A 23,417-nucleotide genomic window follows, 5' to 3' on the forward strand; every position below is an offset into this window, starting at 1 on the left:
GCCCATGGATCACCGTTTTATCCGGGCATGGCCCGAGCATATCTGTCGATGAACACCGGTCTTAGAACGCGGTTCCCGTGGCCATCTCGAAGATGAAGTCCTTGAGCAGGACCTTGGCTTCGTCGGTGCGCGCGCCGAACTCGGCACCGACCAGCACGCCGTCTTTTTTGCGCCTGACGTTTCTTGCGACGCAATTCCATAGGACAGCGTGCGTCTTGCCATCTGTCGGCAAACGCAATGCGAGCTTGAAGTGCTCGCCGGTCATCAGTGCCGCATCGGGCAATGACAATTGAAGACCATCGATGCTGACGTTGACGACAGTCGCATCGTATCCCGCGGCGGCGGCATCGTTACGAATGACGCGGGCGGCCACCCTGGTCTCGACGCGTCGATGGCGCCTTACCCTGTGTTTGACCACCTTCTCGGGATGCGCGAGCACTACGAGATCGGTAGGAGCCGCGTGACGTGCGGTCACCCGTGTGCCGAATGTATACACGTCTCGCCCGAATATCATCTTTGCCTGGACCATGACCCCGGGTTGCAGCAGTTCATCACCCGTTGGCGCAGTCACGATCAGCGCACTCCCCTTGACGGTGCCGACATACGCAGTTTGCACCGAGCGTCTGTCCAAGCCCTCCACTGTGAGTTGCAAGCAATCCAGTGCCTGGGTCAGTGCGGGAAAGTCCACGGTGATTGCAGTAGCGGCGCTCGATGCTGGACGATGGTTCGCGCTCGAAATCAGTATGCTGCCGGCGGAACCGCTCCCGTTCCGTGGCCCGGCCCTGCTGTCGTCGCGATATGCACCGACATCGAAAAGGCGCTCAAGCTGCGCCTCGGAACTAATGCAGCAGCCCCGGTTCAGAAGCAGTCTGCCATTAGCCGTGTAAATCGAAAATCTGATGGGCGCACCCAGTTGGACGTCCCCTCTGCAGACTTGTACAAAGGCCATGGTGATCGACGGTATGAGTTGGACAGGTGGACTTCGCGCCGTTGCTTCGCGGCGGCTCGAATCATCGCGAGTCACCCGACTGTATCGCGGCAGTCGAATCACAAACGTGCGCCAACGCTCTTCCGTCACACTAATCCCACGGACCCCGCGCCTGTATCTGAAGACGATGCGCTCGTCCGCCCGCAATGATGTTTTTGCGGGCTTGATAGAAGTTGGCACTTGGTCAGCGAGTCACGCTCGGCTTTATCCGCGATCGCTCACGGGCCATTCGGCGCCCCCCCTGCTACACCCGTGATTGACATAAAGCCGGTCGCCACGGGCGGCCTTGTAGGAGCTTTTTAGTAATGTCCGGTTTGGGCTAATTAGAAATGTCCGGTTTGCCGCCCTCAGGCGCACGCTGTCCCGATGCGTTGACCCAGGGGGCAATCATGAATGGGCGTGGCCTGATCACGGCAACCATGCGCGAATTGGAACGAGTCAAGGTCATCGAGGCTGTCGTTGAAGGCCGTCTGCGGTGCTTTCAGGCAGCCGAGCGGCTGGATCTCTGTGAGCGTCAGATCAGCCGGCTGTGCCGGCGTTATGAGACCGAGGGTCCAGCCGGGCTGGTGTCGCGCAAGCGTGGCAAGCCGAGCAACCGCGAGTTGCCCATCAATCTGCGTGCACGGGCCATGGCACTCGTGCGTGAGCGCTACGCCGATTTCGGACCGACCCTCGCGTGCGAGAAGCTGGCCGAATGTCATGGCCTGGTGCTGGCGAAGGAAACTGTGCGGCGCTGGATGCGCGATGCCGGGCTGTGGGTGCCGCGCCGGCAACGGCCACCGAAGATCCACCAGCCGCGTGCCCGGCGCGCTTGCCTCGGCGAACTGGTGCAGATCGACGGCAGCGACCACCGCTGGTTCGAGGAGCGCGCGCCCGCCTGCACGCTGCTGGTGTATGTCGACGATGCGACCAGCCGCCTGATGGTGCTGCATTTCGCGGCCACGGAGTCGACCTTCAGCTATTTCGAGGCGACGCGCGCGTACCTCGAGCGCTACGGCAAGCCGGTGGCGTTCTACAGCGACCGGGCCAGCGTATTCCGGCCAACGTACAGCCGCAACGGCGCGCGGGGCGTCACGCAGTTCGGCCGCGCGATGTACGAGCTCAATATCGACACGTTCTGCGCGAACTCGAGCCCCGCCAAGGGGCGCGTCGAGCGCGCCAACCTGACGCTGCAGGACCGGCTCGTCAAGGAACTCAGGCTGCGCGGGATCAGCACACAGGAGGCCGCCAACGCCTGGGCGCCCGCCTTCATGGCCGCGTACAACGCGCGCTTTGCGAAGCCGCCCAGGAGCCCGTTCGATGCACACCGGCCGCTGCGCGCCGACGAGGATCTGGACGCGATCCTGACGTGGCGGGTGATGCGCAAGGTGTCGGAATCGTTGACGGTCCTGAATGACCTCATGATCTGGCTGCTCGACGATACGCCGGCCACCCGCCGGCTGATCGGCCGCTACATCGACGTATGGGAGTACCCGGACGGTCGCATCGAACTGCGGGCCGGTGGCGTGGCGCTGCCCTGTGTGCCGTACGACAAGCTCGCGGAGATCGACCAGGGGGCCGTCGTTGAGCACAAGCGGCTGGGTTATACGCTGCAGGTCGCGCAGGCCCTGCAGGCCCAACGCGATAATCGTCGTGTATCGGGCTCGCCGTCACGCACGAATCGCGGTGCGGCCGTACGCAAACTGACAGGCTCGCCGGGCACGAAGAAGCCGCGCGCATTCACGCAGACCGATCTGAATGAAACGATCCTGCAGCTCGCCACGCAACACACAAAACAGCCAAAGGCAGCATCAAAACCAGGCCGTCGGTCTGCAAGGGCACACTGAACGGACTGACACGCCCTGCCCGTTCATAAGCAGTCCTTCAACACTGTATGAGTTGAAACCCGTGAAAGACAGACTCCACACCAACCTCTGAGATCAGACATTTCTAATTAGCCCAGACCCCGACATTTAAAAAAAGCCTCGACAGGCCTCCCGTTTGCGGCCGCTTTCAGCGCGGCGGTAACCTTGGAAGGAACTAACTGAAGGGCACGAGTGGGGTCGCGTGCTGCCGAAGGCAGCTGCGCAAGAGCGAAGCATATATACCAATCGCATGAGTCGGCACCCGGCCATGAAGGAGTACTTCGGGGCCTGTGCCGACGTTCATCGTCTCAAATCAAGTCGCCGCAGAAACCCGGTGCTAGCGGCTCTTGCCGACCCGGTTGATGTCCATCGTGTAGCCTGCATGTCGATGCATGCTCGCTGTTCTGGCCGTAAAGACCCGTCTCTTTGACCTGTCCCATTCCTGACAGCTCCTGTCCAAGGCTCGCCTGAATCTGCGACAACACCTCCGCGATCAAAGCATGTTTCCGCCGGAACGCGGCTCGCCTGTTAGAAGGCACCTGGCCAATCTGCCGATGGTGCAGGATGCGAGGTAGGATGAAACGATCACCAGACTCCACGCCACCGATTTCACGCCAGAAAGCGTCGTAGTCAGCGTGAAACCCCTTGTCCCGAGCGTGTGACACGTGCGAGCTTTTCGCGACAGCTGCGAGCACCGGGATGTTCAGCAAACGGCACAACTCGCAAAGCGCCTCCATTACGGCCGCTTTGGGACGAAGACCATGACACGCTTTCGTCGCGTCACGTACACGTTCCCGATCAATTCCGGCTGGCCCCTGTAGGCCACCAATCAAAAGCACCCACGAGCGCGTCTGCGCCGAGTACTCGATGCTTACCGTGGCCCACGCAAGATCGACCCCGGTGTGCCGGTCCATCCACGCCACTGTCAGCAGGCCTTCACGCCAGCACCGCGTGGGTTCGCGCAAAACGATGTCGTATTGAAGCGTGGACGACAGTGAGACCGATTCGCCAAGCAGATAGATGCGGGCCGTGAGCGCATCGCCCACCATTTGCTCCATCGCCGCATAGTGTCCGCAAATCAGCGCGGCCCGACTGAGGGCCGGCATGTCCGCCCGCCCGAAACGATGGAATGGTTTTTCTACGAAGCGCCGGTTGTGGACGGCGAGATCGGTCAATAGGGATTGCCTGCTCAACGCCTGAAACCAAAACCATGCCGCGCGTGGATAGATCCCGGAATACAACAAAATCCGAAACCCTCGGAAAAGGGACTTTGGACTCGTCCCGATAACGGTTTTTCGAAGTAGCGTGTACGTGTTTGAAAACGTCGCCATCCAATCGGTCCAACAGCGGGACGGCGCTGCGATGTCAGCGGCAAGTGCCGTATAAGCCCAAGGCTCGGTCCCGCGTGGCGCCCAGCGAACGGCATTTTTTAACTTCATATTTTTCGCGCCCAGTTGCGACCGCCGACGATGGTCGGCTGCTCGGCGCAGATTGTAACGTCAAAAGATTACGATTTATTACAAGGGCCGCTTCTGGAGGTTCCATTAGGAGCCGGAGTACAGACCGGAGACAACACCATGAGCGAGAGCGCCGCTATTTGATGCCGATTGCCATCGAGTCGGGGCCGACAAGCCGCTCCACACGCACCCGCGTAAAGCCCGCCTCGCGCATCCATTCGATGCATTGCGCGCCTGTGTAGTCGAAGCCGCCCGGAGTTTCGATCAGCATGTTCAGACTCATTAGCAGGCCAAAAGCGTTGTCCCGGCGCTCGTCGTCGATCATCGCGTCATAGACGATGAGGGAGCCACCATCCGGCAGCGAGTCGTGGCACTTGCGCAGCAAGGCGCGCTTCTGGTCAAGATCCCAGTCGTGCAGGACGTGGCCCATCACCAGTACGTCGGCTGTTGGGCACGGATCGTCGAAGAAATTGCCTGCGTAGAAGTGCAGTCGCTCCTCCAATCCGTGCGATGCGACGTATTCCTCGAAGACAGGCCGCACTGGGGGCAAGTCAAAGCCGCCACCTGACAGATGCGGATGCGCGAGCGCGACCTGCACCGGCAGCGCGCCCTGTGCCGCGCCGATGTCAATGAACGTACGGTAGTTCTGCCACGGAAACTGCTGCGCGATTGCTCGCGCAGCCCCGAGACTGACGCCGCTCATCGCGTGCAGGAACGTCCGCAATCGTGCTCCGTCGCTATAAATCGCCTCAAAGACGTTCCCGCCCTGCCTGGACTCGTTTTGTGGCATGCCGGTGCGCAACGCTTCTGTGAGCGAGCCCCAGAACGGATACAGCCGCGAGTTCGCCATTTCGAGCAGCCCGCCGACGTAGCTCGGCTTCTCCCGGTCGAGGAAGAGATCGGCGTCTCGCGTGTTGCTGTAGACGCCGTTAGTGCGGTTCAGGAGCTTGAGCGCGACAAGTGCGTCCAGGAAATCGAGCGCCGATCGCGGATGCAGCCCCAACGCCCCAGTGAGTTGCAAGGCGTCTTGCGGGCCGCGTGCGAGATGGCTGAACAATTGCACTTCCACAGCCGAGAGCAATGTCTTCGATGCCCAGAACCCCATCGCCACCTGCAGGATCTGTTCGGGCGAAGGCTCCGCTTCTGTCGCGTGATCGGCGCGCGGCGCCTCTTGTTGCGTGGCTGATACTGATGCCATCGATGTCTCCTATACGAAGATCGTTCGTCGTCGGATCGCATTTGGCAGGCGCACGATCGCTCTCAGATGCCCGCTGCAGCACGCAGAGATGTACGTGATTTATCCGGATCGTTCCTCGTTCAGCCGCCGCGGAACTGATCCGCGCGCGCTGCATCCGGCAGAAGAACGCGCCGGCGCCATCCCGTCGTCCGTGCGCAAATGAAGTCTCAATGTGATGGTTCCACTATAGAGTCCGCTTTCCTGTTGGGCAATGCTGACCCGTGCCCCAGCCCACCCCATGTCTGCGACCGTCGCCGCTGGTTGTCAACTACGGGCGGTCACAAAGTCGTAAATGTCTATATCGCCGACAAACAATGCGAAATGGCGATTCCCCTGGCCGATACTGTCGCCGGCCGCTGGTCCCGATCAATCCATCTGTTCTTGCAATGCCTTTGCCTTGTTTGAATAGTAATGGAAAGCGGCCGTGTCGCCATTGCGCCGAAACACTTCGCTAATCTGCCGCGCGGCCTTGGCAGCAATGTTGAAGGCAGCGATCAGATCATTACGGTCCTGATCTCCTGGTGGTTTGCCATCAACAAACTTCCCCGCGACGTATCCAGACGGCGTTTCAATGACCCCGAGGGAGAGGCGCCCACGCTTTAGCTCTCCGAAATAGGATTCGACGACTTTACCGTTAGAGTAAGCACGCAAAACTCCGTATCCGTCCGCTATTCCGTCCGCAGAGCAACCGCCGCTCCACCGGAAGACGGTGAAGTCCCACGAAGCGGGGGTCTCAAATCGGCATCCCGAACGCGTATCCGCCCCATTCAGCGCAGACGCGCAACCGTCCCGCGGAAATGCACATCCCAATACCGCCGCTACGATGGCGACGGGCAAGGCTCGCAAAACAAACGGCAAGCGCTTCATTTCAGTACTGCGGGCCAGCTTGCGACGAGGTCCTTGCCCGCCTCGAAGTGCATTCCGTCTTCGGTAGGAAAGGCGGCTCCCCAATACCAGCCGTGGCGATTAAAGATGGGACAGATAAGAGTCAGGCCGACCTGCACCTTGTTGTCTCCGCGTGTATCGAGCACGCCGGCTATCGTCAGGTCGACAGCTGTGCCCCACGAGTGATTGGAAATCGTTGTCGCACTACCGCGCCGGTAGCGGCAGCACAACATACCCGCCGTTCCGATCTGCGCGGCGAGATCGGGCAACTCCCGCCCGATGTCCGCGAAAACCTCTCGCAAGCTGTCCACAGCAGGCAGCAACCCCTGAACGCGGAAATTCCCAATCCGGGCGACCACTACGTTTCTCTTCAGCCGCGAGTCGGTCAATGGCTGGCAGTCGGACGAATAACTTTGGCGCGGTTGCCCTAGCGTGCTTTTCATGAACGCGTCGGAGACGGGGTGTATGCCATGATTAATGGTGTTTGCCGCGGGGCGCGAGACGAGGCGCAGAAACGGAGAAAGCACGGAAGGTGGATGATGTTCGAACGCCACTAAATGACGCCAGGACCTTCCGTTCGGGTCAACGCGTCCATCCGGAAGCTTTGTGAACTGCCGCTGGAAACTCTCAATCGCCTGGATGGTTTCCTTGTCGCAGACACCTGCGGGCGGAGCGAGACTGGTGAATCCGTGCTGGACCAGCAGGGTTTGAACCAGAGCGACGTCGTCTTTGTTGTTCGCGCCACCCTGACCTACAGATTTAGCAATGCTTGCAGTCATAGATGACCTCGCCGCGAAAACGCCTGCCCTAATTCGCAAACGTCGATAACCTGAATGGATACGCGGTTGCGCCGGGACTTAAAAGCCCCTGCTCTACTCCGATGGGCACCTGACCATCGCCCGGCCCATACAACCAATACGTAAAATAGAGCGCCCCCGGACTACTCACGGCCAGTCGCTCCAAGACCTGGAACGGACCGCTATTGATCTTGCCCAGCTGCGGCACGAGGTTGATATCGGTCGAGCCGCCTAGCGTATGTGGAATCGCATGTCCGCGGTGGTACATGCCACCGTTACTGAGCGGATGTCCACGCATTCGCGTCGCAATTTCCTTGCGGGGCACACTGCTCTTCCCTTGACTGATTCCCCATGCTGCAACCAGGCGTTCGGTAGAAACGTCGAACAGATAGGAGAATCCTCCAACGGAAGCTTCGATCAGCTCGCAAGATGCAAACCGTCGGAAATAGTCGTTTGCCCACAAATCAACCAGAAGCGGAGTAATCACTTCGTGCAACGCTGTGTCCGCATCCGTCCGCGAAAGATGAGGCAAAAACAGGTTCAGTTCCGCGTAGTTCGTCATGCATCACCTTGCATTTCATGGCGCCAATTCTCGCCCCGCCGGCCCAACGGTCACGCTGTCCTGCAGTCGCCGCCGCACATCGCCCACATCCACGCCGCCAACCCCCGTGCTATCAACGATCGGCATGTACTCCGCCGGCGTATGCAGCAAATACGCCTGCATTTCGTCGATCACCACGCGGTCGCTCGGGTCGTAACCCAGCTTCGCTAGTTGTCGAGTCAGTTCTGCGCGTTCTTCAAAGCTCAGCGCTCGCCACCAGAACGCGCGGCACGCTTGCGCATACGCACTGTTCGAAAAGTACAGCCAATGCCCTAATTCGTGACTGAGTATTGCTGCTCTGACGGCGGTGTCGATCGTCCCTCCACCCGGCCCTGGTCCAAGACCCGGAATAGTGATCAGAAAATCGTGAACGCTCACCGCTTTCCAGTTCCGTTGCACTTCGCGGATCAGATGCCATCGCACAAGGATCGTCCGCAGCGCGCGCTCGTCCTGGCTCAGCACCACGCCTTGCTCGTGCGCCACTTCGAAAAAATGCGCCAGTTCGACCGTGCTGAAATCGTTGCCGACGGTCAACCCGGCGGAATCAGTGCCGAAGCGCCGCGCATGCGCCGCGATGGCCGCCGCGGGCACTACGCGATTACGCGGCATATCCCGCCTTTCCAGCAACGCAACTATTCGTGCAAACATGGCGCCCTGTTGCGCGAGGCTTGCCGCCTGCATCACGTAGAGCCCCGGTTTATCCGTAATGCTGAACAATTGCAGTCTTGCGTCGGATGCAAGGGCAGCTTGCAGATCAGCAAGCGGCAAACGTCGCGCGCCAGTTTCGCGATCTACTGCGACCGTAAGTGCTTCACTCGTGCCATCGGCCGCGCTCACCGAGGCATTTGCCTGCGCAGCGACCGCGACTGGCGTTCCGGAAACAAACAGCAGCGCCGCCATTGCCGCCCGGGCAGAACACGCGCGATAACTTTTCATCAGCGTCGGCCCGAAATGCAGCTACTCGGTGACGGTAACTATCGTCACACGGCGATTCTCCGGCGCCGTCGGATTGCGCCTGTTCAACGGCTCGGAAGAACCTTTACCGAGCGACGACAGCCGCTCCGGGGCGATCCCGTCTTTCTGTGTCAGATACTTGACGACCGCGGCCGCGCGATCTTCGGAGAGCTTCATGTTCGTATCGGGCGAACCGCGCGGGTCGGCGTGCCCTTCCACACGAAACCGGTACGCGGCGAGCTTTTCGGACTGTAACGCGCTGGCAACCTTGTCGAGCGCCGCTTGAGCGCTGTCGGTGAGCGTGGCCGAATTGCTGGCGAATGTAATGAGCATTTGGGCGGCCGGCTTTCTCGCGGCTGCCGTAGGTCGCGCCGCGCCAGACGGCTGCTTGTTCGAGAGCACGAAACCGCGTGTCACGACGTCGTCACTGGGCTCGTCGGGCTCCAGTGCGCGAGTCACCGACTGCTCGTTGATGTCCTGCTCGTTCAGGACGGGTTCTGCCGCATGCGTGGGCGAGCAAAACAATGCAACGAGCCATACCGCTACAACAAGTAGAGCGCTTCCCGCGCGTTGCCCGGAAGATGAATGTCTAAGGCGCGACATACGGCGATCTCCGCAGAATGCATGACAGCCTCACCTTCAAAGACGAACGATGGGCAGACAATTTGAAACCACTGCCTGCCCACAGCGCGCTGCGGTGAGTTATGTCTGCATACCCGGATTCGATATCACTGCAGCGTCAGTTCGACAATCGAATCCCATTCATTCGTGCCAACGTCGAGAAGGCTCGCGAACCGCAAGCCGCTCATCGCGCCCGCACAGATTCTCGCCGATGCCGCCAGGTCGGGCGACCCCTCGGTCCACCAGATACCTTGTCCTGCTATGGCAGCTTTCACAAGCAACGTTGCGAAGCCGTCATCGGATGCGTTTCTTACCGCGAGCCGCCATGGCGTCGCCTCCTGATTACCGCCGGAGAATTTCACGGCGCGCAACGCCTCATCGAATCCATCGAGTGAGAACTCTGGGGTCAATGTAGTCAACGCCAGTTGCGTCAAGCGGTCATACCATCCTTGTGCGCCGCTCAGCCGGCGCCCGAGCTCCGCCCCCTCGAATGCCTGAGCAATCGTGAACGGAAAGTAACGCCCGACGCGATCGACGCCCGGCATCAACACGCCTGCCCACGCGTTCACGCCATACACATGTGGACCCAGCGCGAAACACCACACCGGCGCATTCAGATACAACGGCAGCCATTGCGCACCGAAGCGCTGCTGCGCAGCCAGCATGTTTTCCTGCAGGCCCCGGTCCCAAGGCCTCAAGAACTCTGCGGGCAAGCGCCGGGATACGAAGTCGCCATGCGTGCGCACCTTGCCGAAGAAGCCGGGCTCTGGGAAGATGCTCGCGCTCATAACCGGTCCGGGCAGCGGAACTGCTCGACGATGCCGCGCCGAAACGGATTCACGATACTGCTGGCCGCCAGTTCGAATTCCGCGCGACGGCCATCCGAGTCGAAGCTCAGACGGAACCGGTCCGGCTGCGAGGTAGGCTGCAAGTGCGCGCCATCAAGCAGGTGCAGCAGCGCCCACGGACCACCGGCGCGTGCTGCAGGTGCGCCACCTGGCGGCGTAAACTCGACGTGCGCGTCGCCCGTCCCTTTGCCGCTCGGCCACTGAAATACCATTGATTGTTGCGCGCCCGGTTTTACAACCAGTTGCTGTCCGTCGATGTCAAGCGTGAACTGCACGATTGCTGGATCGATCGTCAGAGGCTTCACTTCGAAGCGCACCGATACATCGCGCCCGCCCGCGCGGAAGAATGCATCGCGGATCTGCGCCGCACGCTGGAACTGGACGAGTACATCCGCAGGTATGCCGAGCGTCTCGGTGCCGCTGCGCCAGCGCCATTGCGGCCCCGACATGTCGACGAGCGTCGCCAGGTTCTTCTGGAAGAAATCGTCGATCAACCCGCCCGGCCCGAGCAGCCTGCCGAAGTCGTCGGGCGCGGCATCGCGCGTGGACCCGCGCACGAGCGGATAACGGCCGTCGAGCGCCCGCCGGCACAACTGCGCGACGTTCGCCTGCCACAACGCATTGAGCCGTGCGCGCTCGCCCCCGACCATCAGCAATCCGGCACCGGCCGCGACGTCGGTGGCTACCGCTGCCAACGGCGGCGGCGAGCCTTGCGCGACCAGCTTGAGCTTGTTCAACGCATCGCCCGCAGGGGCCGCGAGACCCTGGCGGCGCGCGGCGTCCGCTGCCTCCAGATAGGCCGCCGCATCCTTCAACGCGGCGAGTTGCACGTCCAGCGGAACCGGGCCTGCCGCGCCGGGTTTGCCCGCGAGATCGTGTAGCGCCTGGAAATGTGCATCGACAGGATTGAGTTCGGCCGGTGGTGGCGCTGCCACGTCTTCCGGCTGGTTTCCCAAGGCGCTTTCCAGGCGCTTCCTGGCCGCATCGAGCTTGCCGCCCAGCGCGGCGACGCCCTGCTGGGCCAGCGATCCGCCGGTCTTCGCGTCACCCAGCGTGGTCTCCTGCGCGGCCGCCAGCATCAACGATCGCAACGGAGAATCCGGCGCGGACAAGAGGTTCGCCACGCGCGCGCCTTTTTCCAGGCCGTCGAACGGCACCACGTCGATGTCGTTCAGCAGCCCGTCCCACTGCCGGATGTACTCATCAAAGTACAGGCGCGTGATGCCCGTCCTCAAATCTTCTATGCCGGTTGGTGTCAACACGGATTCCTCACGGCCGAGAACCCAGTCGTCCTTCGCGATATTGAGCACCGCCTCGTTGCGCAACTGGATGAACTTGCGATAGCCGGCCCGCGTGTAAGCTCCGGAAACGCCACGCGTCAACGGTGCGCCGCTCTTGCGCACGAGCACCAGCGCCGCGTTGCGGCCTGCCGCGTTGGCGACGCTGAACTCCGGAAGGCCGGCCTGTTCGAGATTGCGCTTGACGCGGTTGAAGAGCCGTTGCGTCAGCGGCATTCTCGCGATGACCGTACGTGCCTGCGCGATCAGATCCTTGTCGAGCGGTAGCGACGCATCGAAGCGCGCCGGCTGGAATAGCGCTGCAAGATGGCCGTCGATATCGTTGCGCTGTTCGTCGCTCGCAGCACGCAACGGACCGCGTCGCCAATCGACATCGGCCCACAAACGCACGGAGTCGGCGTCATAGTGCAGCGGGTCGCCGAGCATCAGATAGGCGCGCAGGACTTCATACTGAAAGTCCGGATTGTTCGCGTCGCCACGCCGCAGCTCCTGTTCCATTGTGCCGACCACGAGCGGCAGCAAGGTCTGCCGCAGCAAGCGCCGATAGCTCGCCTGCGCTTCGAGACCCAGCTTGTCGCCCTGATAGAGGCCGAGGCGGGACAACCCTGGCACGCTTTTGTCGCGGTCCGCGTAACCGCCGGGAATATCGCGCGCGGCGTTGAGCAACGGCAGCAGCGCAAGCGGGTTATCGCTTTGCGCAGTAGTCTGCGCGAGTTTCTGCAACTGGCCGACATGCTGTTCGACATCGGCAATATAGGCGCGATTGCGCTGATAGCTGACAAAGAACAGCAGCAGCGCGACGACCGTGAAGATACCAATGGCTGCCAGAGCCGCGCGCTGGAACCACACGCGGCGCCGTTCCAGCTTCCGGTTCGCGCCGGCCAGCCCGGCTTCCTCGAAGATTACGTCCCGCAGCAAGCGCGTGATGAAGTACGCGCGTCCGCTCGAAGCGTCCGGCACCACGACCTGTTGCTGCAGGCCGAGCGCCGCGGCCACGGCGCTCATCACGCGGTCGATCGGCCGCCCCTCCTGAGTGCCGCTCGTGAAATAGACGCCACGCAACAGCGCGGACTGCTCGAAACGCGAGGTACTGAAGGTCTCGTCGAGAAAGCCTTTGAGCACGGACTCGAGACCGGCGAACTGCTGTGGGAAACCATAGACGAGCGCGCGCCTGCGCGTGTCGGTCTCGCGCTGCATGCGGTTCAGCACGCGGGCTTGCAACTGCTTCTCCAGCGCGTCGAATTCGACGGGGAATGCGGCGAGCGCCTCGTCGGGCAAGCCTTGCTCGTTGAATGGAAAAGTCATGCCCCATACCTGCTCGCGCTCGTCGCGGCCGAGATCGTCGAAAAACTCGGCGAAGCCTGCGAGAAGATCGCATTTGGTCACCACCACATAGACGGGAAAGCGCATGCCGAGCTGGCCGTACAGTTCCTTGAGCCGTTCGCGCACGGCGTTCGCCTGCTGTGCACGTTGCGTTTCCGACAGTTGCAGCAGGTCGCCTGCCGACAGCGCCACGATCACGCCGTTCAGCGGCCGGCGCGGACGATACTTGCGCAACAGTTGCAGGAAGCCGGCCCAGGCGGCCTGATCGGCTTCGGCGAAACTGTCCTGTGTGGTGAAGCGGCCAGCGGTATCGAGCAGCACGGCGTCGTCGGTGAACCACCAGTCGCAGTTGCGCGTGCCGCCGACGCCGCCGATCGACTGTTTGCCGAGCCGGTCGGCCAGCGGAAACTTGAGGCCGGAGTTCAAAAGCGCAGTGGTCTTGCCGGTGCCGGGCGCGCCGACGAACATGTACCACGGCAACTGATATACGTACTGGCTTCCGAAGCGGCCCTTCACGCGAGCCTTTCGCAATGTCGCCATGGCGGCTTCGAAACGCTGCTTCAAGGCCGCGACGTCGGCCTCGGATTCCTTCTTGCCGGTCGCAGGCGCGGCTGGCTCCTGTGCCACGACGCGAGTGAACCTGACGTTGACGAGGCGCATTGCGATCCAGCGCACGATCCAATACAGCGCCCATAGCAGCAACAGCACGACAATGACCGTCAAGCGGCTGCCGGGCGTGTCGAGCGGCTCGTGACCCGCGTATCCGAGCAGCGGCCCTTCGACCCAGACGATCAGCGCAAGCGCCAGCACGCCGAGCAACGACAGCACGATGGGCCGTCTCAGCCAGTTGAAGATTTTCATGGCCGGCTCCCTTGCACGCGCGGCGCGCTAGTCACTACGGCGCTCACGATGCCGCCCCCGGCGCAAGAACCGTGATATCGACCCGGCGATTCTTCGCGCGATTCGCACTGGTGTCATTGGGCACGATGGGCTCGGCGTCACCGCGCCCTTCGGCGCTAAAGCGGCCCGGCGTGCCGGCGCGGGCCGCGAGCATATCGCGCACGGCTTCCGCGCGCGCCTGCGACAAATGCCAGTTCGACGGGAAGCGCGCGGAGAGGACCCGCTGATTGTCCGTGTGGCCCGCGACGACGACATTGCCCTGCACTTCCTTCAACGCGTCGCCGATGCGTTGTATGAGCGGCACGAAGCCCGGCGCGAGATCGGCGCTGCCCGAGGCGAACAGGCCGTCGCCATTGATGGTGACGACCGTGCGATCCGGCAACTCCGCGACGCGCACGAGGCCGCGCGCAATTTCAGGCGAGAGGAACTGCGAGAGCCTGGGCGCGAGCTTGGGCGCAGCCGTCAGTTTCGAGGCGAGCGCGGGAGCCGGCGCGACGCGAATACCGTGAAGCGCTTCGAAAACGCGATCGGACCTGTCGTTCAGACTGAAGCTCAACAGCAGATGAACGACCACCAGCACCACGCACGCAACCGCCGCCGTCACCCACACTGGCACGAGGTGCAACAACGGCTTGCGCTCCGCCTTCACGGGGAGCCAGTGCGGCGACAGATCGCGCTCGGCGGCGCCGCGCTGTCCGCGAATCATCTGTTCGAGGCGCTCGCGGATCGTGTCGAGTTGCGTCCGGCCCCCGTCGATCAGCCGGTAGCGGCCTTCGAAACCGAGGCCGAGAATGACATACATCAATTCGAGTACATCGACGTTGGCCGCCGGATTTTGCGCCAGGCGCTGAAGAATCATGTAGAAACGCTCGCCGCCCGACGCCTCGTTATGAAACATGACGAGCAGGCTGCGGCTGCCCCATAGGCCCGCGCCCCACGGCGTGCTCGCGATCGCCTCATCGAGAAAGGTGCACAAGCAGTAGCGCGACGCGCCGAGCTTTTCGTCATCGATCCCGTTGGCGCGGCCTTGCGCTTCGAAATTGCGCACCATCTGCACCAACTGATTGCGCAACTCCTCGACATTCGGATGAGTCGGCAACAGACGCAGCGGCAAGGCCAGTTCGATCAGCGGATTCGCCGCTCGCAACAGCGGATTGAGACCCCCGCCTGCCGCCAGCATCGGCCCGGGTGTTGTCGCGGCCGCCATCAACGCCGCGCGCGCGCCGCCGGGCGTCGGGATCAGGATCGTCGCGCCGGGATCGTCGGAGCGGCCGCGCAGTTCGTCAGGACTCACGATGAACTTCCTCAAATCGATTGCATCAGCGGCGAATTGCCCAGAACTCCATCGTCAGCCCGGGGAAGTCGCCGGCGACATGCAGCGCCATACCGGCGGAACTGGAGAACTGCTTCCACAAGTCGTTGCCGCGGTCGAGTTCGAAGTAGGTAAAGCCCGCATGAAACGGCAACTGCCGGGGCGCCACGGGCAACGCACGCAAGCCGACGCCAGGCAATTGCAGGTTGACCAGATCACGAATGCGCTCGATCGGCCCGATCTTCACCTGCGGCGGGAAGCCGGTCAGAATCTGCTCGGCCGGCATGTGCGCGCGCACCGCAAGGACGAAGGCGGCCCCGGTGAACAGCGTCTTGTCCGGCACGAGCGCCACGCGCAAGCCGAACTTGCGTTCTTCGAGCGGAATCGGCACCGCGTGCGGATCCATCACCATGCCTAGAGATGCGCGTATATCGTCGATCACCGGCGCAAACGTCTCTCTCAGCCATTCATGGCGATAGACCGGATACGCTTGCGGCCGCTTCGACGGCTGGCTGAAGGTCGCCAGTTCGCCGGCGAGCTGCACCGCCATCCGGTAGAGCTCTTCGGGGTGCAGGCCGGTCATCGTCGAGAGATGGGAGGCGAGCGGCTCGTGGCGGTTGACCAGTTGCAGCAACAGAAAGTCCGCCACCTCCGCGACACCGGTCACACCCGGCTGGGCAAGGCGCGCGGCCAGCGCTTCGCCGCGCTGATGCAGAAGCCCCACCAGATCGTCGACGAAAGCGCCAAGGCGGCGCGCTACCCGATAGTCGAGACACGGCGGGCTGTAGTCGTTTTCCAGTACGACCCGGTTGTCTGGCAGGCGTTCGAGCACGCGGGCAACTCCGAGCGCCGTGTAGCCGTTCGCCACTTCGGGAGCGAGCGCGAGGCGCACTCGCAATTTGCCGATCTGCATCAACGCGGCTCCCGCATTGGGATCGTTGCTGTCGCTCACGTCGAGTTCGGCGATGCGGTGCCGCGCGAAGTTTTCCTCGCTCGCTTCGTTGCCAGTTTCGGCGACACCGGGTCTGCGCACCGGCAGCGCCAGTTGGACGAGCATGTTGCGCGTGCCTTCGGGAATGTCGAGCGGCTCCGGCAAGTCGTCGTCGGCAGGAAGATCGAATGGCGTGCCGTCAGGTAGCACGCCCGAGCACGACAACAGCGCGAGCTTGCCGAGCTTGAGCAAGGGCTCGTCGATGCACAGCGCCGTAAAGCCCCAGCTATACGAATGCAGGCCGCTCGCGCGTGCCTCCAGTTGCCTCTGCAGATAGCGGTCGTGCTGCTGCAGATGCTGGGGCTGAAGAAACATCCCCTCCGACCAGATGACTTTGCTGTTCCAGGACATATCGTCTCGTTCAAAGGTAAGTCAGGTGGATTTGGCCGGGTGCTTCGGCTGACGCTCGCGGGCCGCGTGCAGTGCCTCGATCTGGGCCTCATATGCGTCGTTGAAGGCTTTGCCGAAGAGTTTCTGAAAGTCGTCGTCGGCTTCGCGCGCGACCGTGCCCCGCAATTCGACGAACAGATCCCATAGCTTCGCCTTGCGGTTCGACAGCACTTTTTCGAGCGCACCGGGCTCCTTCAATTGGGCTTCGATCGTCGCGGGATCGAAGCGGTCGAGCACGTGCGCGAGCGCCGCGCGCATGCCGGCGAGCACGGCGAGTTCGTGTGCCTCGATGTCGTCGAAGGCGCGCTTGAGCGCCTCCTCCGGCGGCAGATAGCCGGCGCTGCGGCCAGTCAACATTTGCGCAAGCGCGCTGTCGACGTCGGGGAAAAACTTGAGCGGGTTGTTGTCGCGCGCGACGATCATCGTCGTATCGAGGCGCGCTTCGCGTTTGGTCATCGACCGTGCGCGCAGTACGGCCATTGTTCCGCGCAGCGACTCGCGCAGCATTTCGCCGATGAGGCGCGCGAATTCCGGCTCGGGCAGGTTCGGCGGGCGTGATGCATCGAGGCCGAGACCTTCGAGCAATGCGTGGATGGTGCTGGCGTTTTCGCTGATCGGGGCGGAAGTATCGCGACGTGCCGCTGCGGCGGGCGCGCCAGGCGTGGCCGGCGGCGCGGCTGATTGGCCAGTGTCACCCGCCTTCGTGGCGAATGTCCGGAGCGGCGCAAGGTCTGCGGTCGGTGACGGCACGGAATTTTGCGGGGTGATTGGAGCGGGCTGTGGATCAGGGGTTGTAGCCTCCGGCTGGATCGACGCAACAGGCGTGACAAGCCGCGCGCTAGCCGCTTGTGGCGCCACGACCGGCACGACCACCGGCACCACCGGAGCAGACGGCCCAGAAGACGCGGACGGCTGAGCAGACGGCGTCGCGAACAGATCGTCGAACGGTGTGGCTGCGGCCCCTGTCATCGAGGTATCGAGCAGTCCCGGCGGCAAGCCCGTTGGGCCGCCGCTCGGTGCAGCCGCCGTGGCCGCCGTCTCGTGCGCCGCATGACGCGGCGCTGCCGCAGGCGACGGACCGCCCGCCTGCGCCGGCGTTTCCCATTGCGCCAACGCATCGGCGAGCGGATCGTAATTGGCCGGAATGCCTGCAGCGGGCGGGGACGCTGTGCCCTGCTCCTCCCGCGGCGGTTGCGGAGCCGAAAACGCTTGCATCTCCGGCGACACGTGATCGCTCTCCGAACCCGCAAAGCCCGGCCGCGACGATATCCGCTGCTGTTCACCGAAGCCCGGCTGGCCGAACGGATCGAGGGAGCCAATACGCAACACATCGCCTTCTGGATCGGCCAACGGTCCGCCGAGCACCTGCGCGGCGCTCAGAGGATCGCGGCCGCCCGTCAGGCCGCTCAACGGAGCAGTCTGCTCGCCAATCGACACCTCCAGCAGATACGGCCCAATCAGCAGACGGTCGCCGTCCGCGAGCCGGGCCTCGCGCGTGCCGCCCAGCGCTCGCTGATTCAATACACTCGGATTGCTGCCCAGGTCGCACAGCAAATAGTCGCCGCCGCGAAATTCGACGCGCGCGTGAACGCGTGAAATAGCGCGCTGCTGGTCGGGCAGCACGAGCGTGCAGTCGGTCGCGCGGCCAATCGTGCCGCCCGTCGGACCGAACGCAACGGCAATCGGCTCGGCCAGCGTTTCGTCGTTGAATCGCACGACCCGCAGCGAAAGAATCGGATAGCTCACTTGGCTCCCCACAACCGGTCAGGTCAGTAACAAGTCACGATTTAACTTTCTTGGTGCCGTCGTCGGCGTCTTTGGGTGCGCTCGGCGCGGTCGGCGACGAGCCGCCGCCCGCGCCCGCCGAGCCGCCCGAATTGAGCAGGATCGGCGTGCCCGACACCGCCACGCTCACTGGCCCCACCACCACGAACGCGCCGCCCGCCTTGAGCGTAATGCTCGCGCCCGCTTCGATGACGACGTTCATGCCCGCCTTGATATGGATGTTCATGCCGGCGTCGATCGCATAGTCCATCCCCACTTTCTCCTGCAACTTCTGCCCGACCTTGAGCGACGCGTTGCCGCCGACCTCGGCGTTCTGGTCGCCCGTCACCGCGTCGTGGCGTGCGCCGGCGATCGACACGAATTCGTTTCCGGTGACCTTCAGATGCCTGTCGTTCCGGACGTTGCACAGCATGTCGTTGTTCACCCACGTTTCGTGATTCTTTTCTGCGTGGAAGAACAGTTGCTCGTCGCCTTTGTTGTCGTCGAAACGCATTTCGTTGAATCCGCCGCCGCCTTTCGTCGAATTGCTTTTTAGCGTGGAGAGCGCCTGATTCGCCGGCAGTTCGTACGGCGGCATGGTATTGGCGTTGTAGACGCAGCCCGTGACGAGCGGCCGGTCCGGATTGCCCTCGACAAAATCGACGATCACCTCCTGGCCGATCCGCGGCACGAAGAACGTGCCCCAGCGTTTGCCGGCCCAGCCCTGCGACACGCGCACCCAGCAACGCTTCATACGGGTATCCGCATCGGCCGGCGGCGCAAACTGCTCCCAGTGAAACTGCACCTTGATACGGCCGTACTTGTCCATGAGGATCTCTTCGCCGTCGGGGCCGACCACCACGGCAGTTTGCGGACCCGCGACGACCGGCTGCGGTGTCAAGCGCTCCGAGCGGAAGTGATTCTCCTTGCGAAACGCAGTGAACGAGCAATCGAAAAACGGCAGCGATGCATCGCTGCGAGCGGTCGATACATAGACATCCGAATTTATTTCGTAGACCGCGCTAATCACCAGATATTCGTGGTTCTGCGCGGTAGAGGCATGATCCTGAAGCTTGAACTGGCCCCCGGGCCAGATGCCGCGTGCGCTTGAACGGCCCGAGATACTGTCGTTGCGCGCCTCGCGAATCTCGATACCGACCTTCGCATAACGGTCGCCATCGGCGGCCTCGACGTGACCGCTCAGATGCTCCTGCATCGTGTAGACCGGCGGGTCGTAGACCTTCGGCCGCGTGGCACGCGACAGCAGCCCTTGCTGATTGCTCAGTGAAGGCTTTTCGAAATCGTAGTCGTTGACCTCGTATTTTCCGGTCTGCAATTCGGCGCCCGAACTCCACGCGTAGATGCATTCCTTCTCGTGCGAAGGCTCGTACCAAGCATCGTAAGAGATAGACGGATAGTGATCGATCGGCCCATGCACATCGCTCGAGTCGGTCAGCACCATCGTATGCTTGCCCATCTTGTGCTCGAAATAATAGTAAATGCCTTCATGCTCCATCAGCCGGCTGACGAAAGCAAAGTCGGTTTCCCGGTACTGCGCGCAATGCGGCAGCGTCGGATATGTCGCCTGACATTTATCGCTGACGTCGACGTTGTAGTCCTGAAGCACACTCGTCACGATGTTCAGCACACTCTGCTCGTGAAAGAAGCGGCTGTGCGAGGCGCGCGTCAGCAGCCACAGCCGCGGGCGCACCACCGCTTCATAGCGCGCCATGCGATTGCGAGTGCCGTCGCCAGGCGCGACGATCCGGAACGCGGTGACGATGCCGTTGAACTGGCGCTCGCCGTCGCGTGGCAGCGAGAGCGCGACAGAGATGTCATGGCCCAGCAGATCGGCTGCCTGCAAGTCGTTGCGCGTGCTCAGCAGGTCGAGCCGCCACTCGGAGAGGCGCCCCAACTCCTCAGTACCGCTCATATGCAGGAACAGCAGATCCTCGCCCGCAGGCGCGCAACTGACGGTGACGTGTCGGTTCGGGATTTGCGTGGTCATGTCATGGAATCATCGTTTTGACAGTCGCCGGATTGATGATCGTGACCACGCCGCCCCAGTTGCACATGCAGGTCGATACGTTGTCGAGCGAAGGCTGGTTGCCGAGCAGCACGCTCGGCGCACCCGGCGTCCACGGCGTCATCGTCGCGGGAATGCAGGGCATCGGCGTGAGCACGCCCATCGCGGCCGCCGTGGCCGCCGCGACCATGGGATTCGCGGGCGAGGTGCACATGCCAAACGGAAGAATGTTGACGAGCGGAATGTGATCCATGATGTTGGCCGCGGGCGGCCCCTCGCCCATCACCCGGTTGACCGGCAGCACCACCAGAGACGAGGGCGCCACGCCGAACGAACATTGCAGCGTTGCGCCCATGCTGACTTGTTGCGGCATATGAATGCGTCCATCATGCGAAGAACTCTGAAAACCCGCGCGCGTCGCTTCGATGAATCAATCGAAGGTATAAACGAATTCGCCGTCGCGCGCCCCGATCTGCACTTTCGTCACCGAGCTTCCGTTCATCATCCGCGTCAGAAACTCGGTGCTGATACGCGGCAACAGCGTGTTGGTCAGAATCGCGTCGATCATGCGGCCGCCGCTTTCCAGTTCGGTGCAGCGGCTGCCGATCAGCTTCACCACGTCGTCGTCGTAGCTGAACGGAATCTTGTGCGACGCGCGCACGCGCTTCTCGATTCGTCCGAGCTGCAAGCGGATGATCGCGCCAAGCATTTCGTCGGATAGCGGGTAGTACGGGACCACCACCACGCGCCCCAGCAAGGCTGGCGGAAAAACCTTCAGCAACGGCTCGCGCAGCGCTTTCGCGATACCCTCGGGCTCCGGCATCAGCTCCGGGTCCTTGCACAAACTCAAGATCAGGTCCGTTCCCGCGTTGGTGGTCAACAGTATCAGCGTGTTCTTGAAGTCGATCACGCGGCCCTCGCCGTCTTCCATCCAGCCTTTGTCGAACACCTGGAAGAAAATTTCGTGGACGTCCGGATGCGCCTTCTCCACTTCGTCGAGCAGCACCACGCTGTACGGACGGCGGCGTACCGCCTCGGTCAGTACGCCGCCTTCTCCGTAGCCGACATATCCGGGCGGCGCCCCCTTGAGCGATGACACCGTATGCGCTTCCTGATACTCGCTCATGTTGATCGTGATGACGTTCTGTTCGCCGCCGTACAACACCTCGGCGAGCGCGAGCGCGGTCTCGGTCTTGCCGACACCCGAGGTGCCGGCGAGCATGAACACGCCGATCGGCTTGTTCGGATTGTCGAGACCGGCGCGCGATGTCTGAATGCGTCGAGCGATCATTTCGGTGGCGTGCGCCTGACCGATGATGCGCCGGTTCAGGTTCTCCGCAAGCTTCAGCACGTTTTCGATTTCGTTGCGCACCATCCGGCCTACCGGTATACCGGTCCAGTCCTGCACCACGGAAGCCACAGCCTGCTGGTCGACGGTCGGCAGGATCAAAGGATCTTCGCCTTGATGTTCGGTTAGCCGGGCCTGAAGTTCGCGTAGCGCGGCGAGCCGGGCGTCGCGCGTTGCAGCGTCGCTGGCTCCGCTCTCGCCCGATTCGGCGGTTACACCGGTTTTGGCGGTTTCATTGGCGCCTTCGACCTTGCCAGTCTCGCCGCGCAGCTGTGCGCGCAGCGCGAGAATCTGCGTCACCAGTTCCTTTTCCGCCACCCAGCGGCTCTCCAGCGTGGCGAGGCGAGCCTGTTCGGCAGCCAGTTTTTCGGATGCGGCGGCCTCGCGCTCCTGCGTATTCACCCCAACCGCCGTTTCGCGGCCGATAATCTCCAGCTCCGTTTCAAGAGCGGCAATGCGCTTGCGCGAATCGTCGACGGAAGCCGGCGTTGCGTGCTGACTGACCGCCACGCGCGCGCACGCGGTATCGAGCAGGCTCACCGCCTTGTCCGGCAACTGGCGCGCAGGAATGTAGCGGTGCGAGAGCCGCACTGCGGCTTCGAGTGCTTCGTCGAGCACCTGCACCTTGTGATGCTGCTCCATCGTCGAAGTGACGCCACGCATCATCAGGATCGCTTTGGTTTCGTCGGGTTCGCTCACCTGCACGACCTGGAAGCGCCGCGTGAGTGCCGGATCCTTCTCGATGTGCTTCTTGTATTCGGCCCACGTGGTGGCGGCGACTGTGCGCAGCACGCCGCGCGCAAGCGCCGGTTTCAGCAGATTCGCCGCGTCGCCAGTGCCGGCCGCGCCGCCCGCGCCAACCAGCGTGTGCGCTTCGTCGATAAAAAGAATGATCGGCTTTTCCGAAGACTGCACCTCCTCGATCACCTGCCGCAAGCGGTTCTCGAACTCACCTTTCATGCTCGCGCCCGCCTGCAACAGACCGACATCGAGCGTGCGCAACTCCACGCCGCGCAAGGAGGGCGGCACGTCGCCGGCCACGATGCGCTGCGCGAAGCCCTCCACGACCGCGGTCTTGCCGACGCCCGCCTCGCCGGTCAGGATCGGGTTGTTCTGGCGGCGGCGCATCAGGATATCGACTACCTGGCGAATCTCTTCGTCGCGACCGACGATCGGATCCAGCTTGCCGTTGCGCGCCTGCTCCGTCAGATCGGTGGTGAAGCGCCGCAGTGCTTCCTGTTTGCCCATCGCGGCAGGCGGCACCGGCCCGCCTGCACCGCCGGCGCTGCCGGGATCGCCGCTATCGCGCTGTGCGCCGGCCGTCTGAAAACCGTCGCTCGCGCTCATCCCCGCTTCCGGCGACTCGCGCAGCATGCTGTCGAATTCGTCGACGAGCGAATCGAGCTTGATGCGCTCGAACTGCCGCGAGATACCGTACAGTCCGTTGCGCAGCGACGGTGTCTTCAGCAGTCCGACCATCAGATGACCGGTGCGCACCTGGGCCTCTCCGAACATCAGCGAACCGAATACCCAGCCGCGTTCGACCACCTCCTCGACTTGCGACGAGATATCCGTCACGGAACCCGCTCCACGCGGCAGGCGGTCGAGCGCGTCGGTCAAATCGCGCGCCAGCCCGGAAGGATCGAGTCCGTAATGTTTGACGATGCGGTGCAAATCGGAGTCCTGCAACTGGAGAATCTGGTGAAACCAATGCACCAGTTCGATATAGGGATTGCCGCGCAGCTTGCAAAAGACATTCGCGCTTTCGATTGCGCGGAATCCGAGCTTGTTCAGCTTGCCAAACAATGCCGCCCGTTTGATCTCGGCCATTTT

The 23,417-nt window shown here is 62.7% G+C and carries 18 protein-coding genes; 2 read left to right on the top strand and 16 right to left on the bottom strand.

Translation table 11 applies throughout. The annotated features are described in order from the left end of the window. Positions 1-61: 61 nt before the first annotated feature. Entirely contained in the window at positions 62-1,135 is a 1,074-nt protein-coding gene (locus RW095_RS28120) for a PilZ domain-containing protein (RefSeq protein WP_317022044.1), read from the bottom strand. A 242-nt stretch (positions 1,136-1,377) separates the two neighbouring features. Here RW095_RS28120 and RW095_RS28125 point away from each other — a divergent pair, with 242 nt between their 5' ends. Further along, entirely contained in the window at positions 1,378-2,814 is a 1,437-nt protein-coding gene (locus RW095_RS28125; RefSeq protein ID WP_317016276.1) for an ISNCY family transposase, read from the top strand. A 326-nt stretch (positions 2,815-3,140) separates the two neighbouring features. Here RW095_RS28125 and RW095_RS28130 read toward each other — a convergent pair whose 3' ends face one another. Both RW095_RS28130 and RW095_RS28135 read right to left on the bottom strand, forming a co-directional pair. Next, a complete protein-coding gene (locus RW095_RS28130; RefSeq protein ID WP_317022045.1) occupies positions 3,141-4,163 on the bottom strand; it encodes a DUF535 family protein in 1,023 nt (340 codons plus the stop codon). Positions 4,164-4,425: 262 nt separating this feature from the next. Then, positions 4,426-5,487 carry a methyltransferase gene (locus RW095_RS28135; RefSeq protein ID WP_317022046.1) on the bottom strand — a complete coding sequence of 354 codons (1,062 nt, stop codon included), beginning with the start codon at positions 5,485-5,487 and terminating at the stop codon, positions 4,426-4,428. Between RW095_RS28135 and RW095_RS28140 the strand changes: the two genes are divergently transcribed. Next, positions 5,468-5,689 (top strand): hypothetical protein, encoded by a 222-nt coding sequence (locus tag RW095_RS28140; protein WP_317022047.1) that lies wholly within the window; start codon positions 5,468-5,470, stop codon positions 5,687-5,689. The genes RW095_RS28135 and RW095_RS28140 overlap by 20 nt on opposite strands. A gap of 203 nt (positions 5,690-5,892) precedes the next feature. On the opposite strand, the gene RW095_RS28145 is transcribed toward RW095_RS28140, so the two are convergent. The 13 genes from RW095_RS28145 to tssH form a co-directional block, all read right to left on the bottom strand. Beyond that, on the bottom strand, positions 5,893-6,393 hold the full coding sequence (locus RW095_RS28145) for a hypothetical protein (protein ID WP_317022048.1): 501 nt from the start codon (positions 6,391-6,393) through the stop codon (positions 5,893-5,895). Beyond that, the gene (locus tag RW095_RS28150) at positions 6,390-7,190 is read right to left on the bottom strand and encodes a M15 family metallopeptidase (RefSeq protein WP_128584885.1); all 801 of its coding nucleotides are present in this window, start codon (positions 7,188-7,190) and stop codon (positions 6,390-6,392) included. The genes RW095_RS28145 and RW095_RS28150 overlap by 4 nt, the downstream gene beginning before the upstream one ends. Positions 7,191-7,218: 28 nt before the next feature. Further along, positions 7,219-7,770, bottom strand: coding sequence for a DNA/RNA non-specific endonuclease (locus tag RW095_RS28155; RefSeq protein WP_317022049.1), 552 nt, complete (start codon positions 7,768-7,770; stop codon positions 7,219-7,221). A gap of 15 nt (positions 7,771-7,785) precedes the next feature. After that, on the bottom strand, positions 7,786-8,745 hold the full coding sequence (locus RW095_RS28160) for a hypothetical protein (RefSeq protein ID WP_317022050.1): 960 nt from the start codon (positions 8,743-8,745) through the stop codon (positions 7,786-7,788). A 21-nt stretch (positions 8,746-8,766) separates the two neighbouring features. Next, positions 8,767-9,366, bottom strand: coding sequence for an OmpA family protein (locus RW095_RS28165; protein WP_317022051.1), 600 nt, complete (start codon positions 9,364-9,366; stop codon positions 8,767-8,769). A gap of 125 nt (positions 9,367-9,491) precedes the next feature. Further along, the gene (gene tagF / locus RW095_RS28170) at positions 9,492-10,172 is read right to left on the bottom strand and encodes a type VI secretion system-associated protein TagF (protein WP_317022052.1); all 681 of its coding nucleotides are present in this window, start codon (positions 10,170-10,172) and stop codon (positions 9,492-9,494) included. After that, positions 10,169-13,714, bottom strand: coding sequence for a type VI secretion system membrane subunit TssM (gene tssM / locus RW095_RS28175; protein ID WP_317022053.1), 3,546 nt, complete (start codon positions 13,712-13,714; stop codon positions 10,169-10,171). The genes tagF and tssM overlap by 4 nt, the downstream gene beginning before the upstream one ends. Before the next feature lie 43 nt (positions 13,715-13,757). After that, entirely contained in the window at positions 13,758-15,047 is a 1,290-nt protein-coding gene (tssL, locus tag RW095_RS28180; protein ID WP_317022054.1) for a type VI secretion system protein TssL, long form, read from the bottom strand. 25 nt (positions 15,048-15,072) lie between these two features. Next, complete coding sequence (gene tssK, locus RW095_RS28185) at positions 15,073-16,407, bottom strand: type VI secretion system baseplate subunit TssK (protein WP_317022055.1); 1,335 nt, start codon at positions 16,405-16,407, stop codon at positions 15,073-15,075. A 21-nt stretch (positions 16,408-16,428) separates the two neighbouring features. Next, on the bottom strand, positions 16,429-18,192 hold the full coding sequence (gene tagH, locus RW095_RS28190) for a type VI secretion system-associated FHA domain protein TagH (protein WP_317022056.1): 1,764 nt from the start codon (positions 18,190-18,192) through the stop codon (positions 16,429-16,431). Positions 18,193-18,226: 34 nt separating this feature from the next. Then, on the bottom strand, positions 18,227-20,218 hold the full coding sequence (locus RW095_RS28195) for a type VI secretion system Vgr family protein (protein WP_317022057.1): 1,992 nt from the start codon (positions 20,216-20,218) through the stop codon (positions 18,227-18,229). A 1-nt stretch (position 20,219) separates the two neighbouring features. Then, positions 20,220-20,609: a DUF4280 domain-containing protein gene (locus RW095_RS28200; protein WP_317022058.1), complete on the bottom strand. Its 390-nt coding sequence runs from the start codon at positions 20,607-20,609 to the stop codon at positions 20,220-20,222. Between the two features lie 57 nt (positions 20,610-20,666). Continuing rightward, complete coding sequence (gene tssH / locus RW095_RS28205; protein ID WP_317022059.1) at positions 20,667-23,414, bottom strand: type VI secretion system ATPase TssH; 2,748 nt, start codon at positions 23,412-23,414, stop codon at positions 20,667-20,669. Between the last annotated feature and the right edge of the window lie 3 nt (positions 23,415-23,417).

The organism is Paraburkholderia kirstenboschensis, from assembly GCF_032806925.1.
GTDB lineage: Bacteria > Pseudomonadota > Gammaproteobacteria > Burkholderiales > Burkholderiaceae > Paraburkholderia > Paraburkholderia kirstenboschensis.

Coding starts and splice junctions, on each gene's coding strand:
- RW095_RS28125 (WP_317016276.1), top strand. CDS start 1,378: ATGAATGGGCGTGGCCTGATCACGGCAACCATGCGCGAATTGGAACGA.
- RW095_RS28130 (WP_317022045.1), bottom strand. CDS start 4,163: ATGGCGACGTTTTCAAACACGTACACGCTACTTCGAAAAACCGTTATC.
- RW095_RS28135 (WP_317022046.1), bottom strand. CDS start 5,487: ATGGCATCAGTATCAGCCACGCAACAAGAGGCGCCGCGCGCCGATCAC.
- RW095_RS28145 (WP_317022048.1), bottom strand. CDS start 6,393: ATGAAGCGCTTGCCGTTTGTTTTGCGAGCCTTGCCCGTCGCCATCGTA.
- RW095_RS28150 (WP_128584885.1), bottom strand. CDS start 7,190: ATGACTGCAAGCATTGCTAAATCTGTAGGTCAGGGTGGCGCGAACAAC.
- RW095_RS28155 (WP_317022049.1), bottom strand. CDS start 7,770: ATGACGAACTACGCGGAACTGAACCTGTTTTTGCCTCATCTTTCGCGG.
- RW095_RS28160 (WP_317022050.1), bottom strand. CDS start 8,745: ATGAAAAGTTATCGCGCGTGTTCTGCCCGGGCGGCAATGGCGGCGCTG.
- RW095_RS28165 (WP_317022051.1), bottom strand. CDS start 9,366: ATGTCGCGCCTTAGACATTCATCTTCCGGGCAACGCGCGGGAAGCGCT.
- tagF (WP_317022052.1), bottom strand. CDS start 10,172: ATGAGCGCGAGCATCTTCCCAGAGCCCGGCTTCTTCGGCAAGGTGCGC.
- tssM (WP_317022053.1), bottom strand. CDS start 13,714: ATGAAAATCTTCAACTGGCTGAGACGGCCCATCGTGCTGTCGTTGCTC.
- tssK (WP_317022055.1), bottom strand. CDS start 16,407: ATGTCCTGGAACAGCAAAGTCATCTGGTCGGAGGGGATGTTTCTTCAG.
- RW095_RS28195 (WP_317022057.1), bottom strand. CDS start 20,218: ATGACCACGCAAATCCCGAACCGACACGTCACCGTCAGTTGCGCGCCT.
- RW095_RS28200 (WP_317022058.1), bottom strand. CDS start 20,609: ATGCCGCAACAAGTCAGCATGGGCGCAACGCTGCAATGTTCGTTCGGC.
- tssH (WP_317022059.1), bottom strand. CDS start 23,414: ATGGCCGAGATCAAACGGGCGGCATTGTTTGGCAAGCTGAACAAGCTC.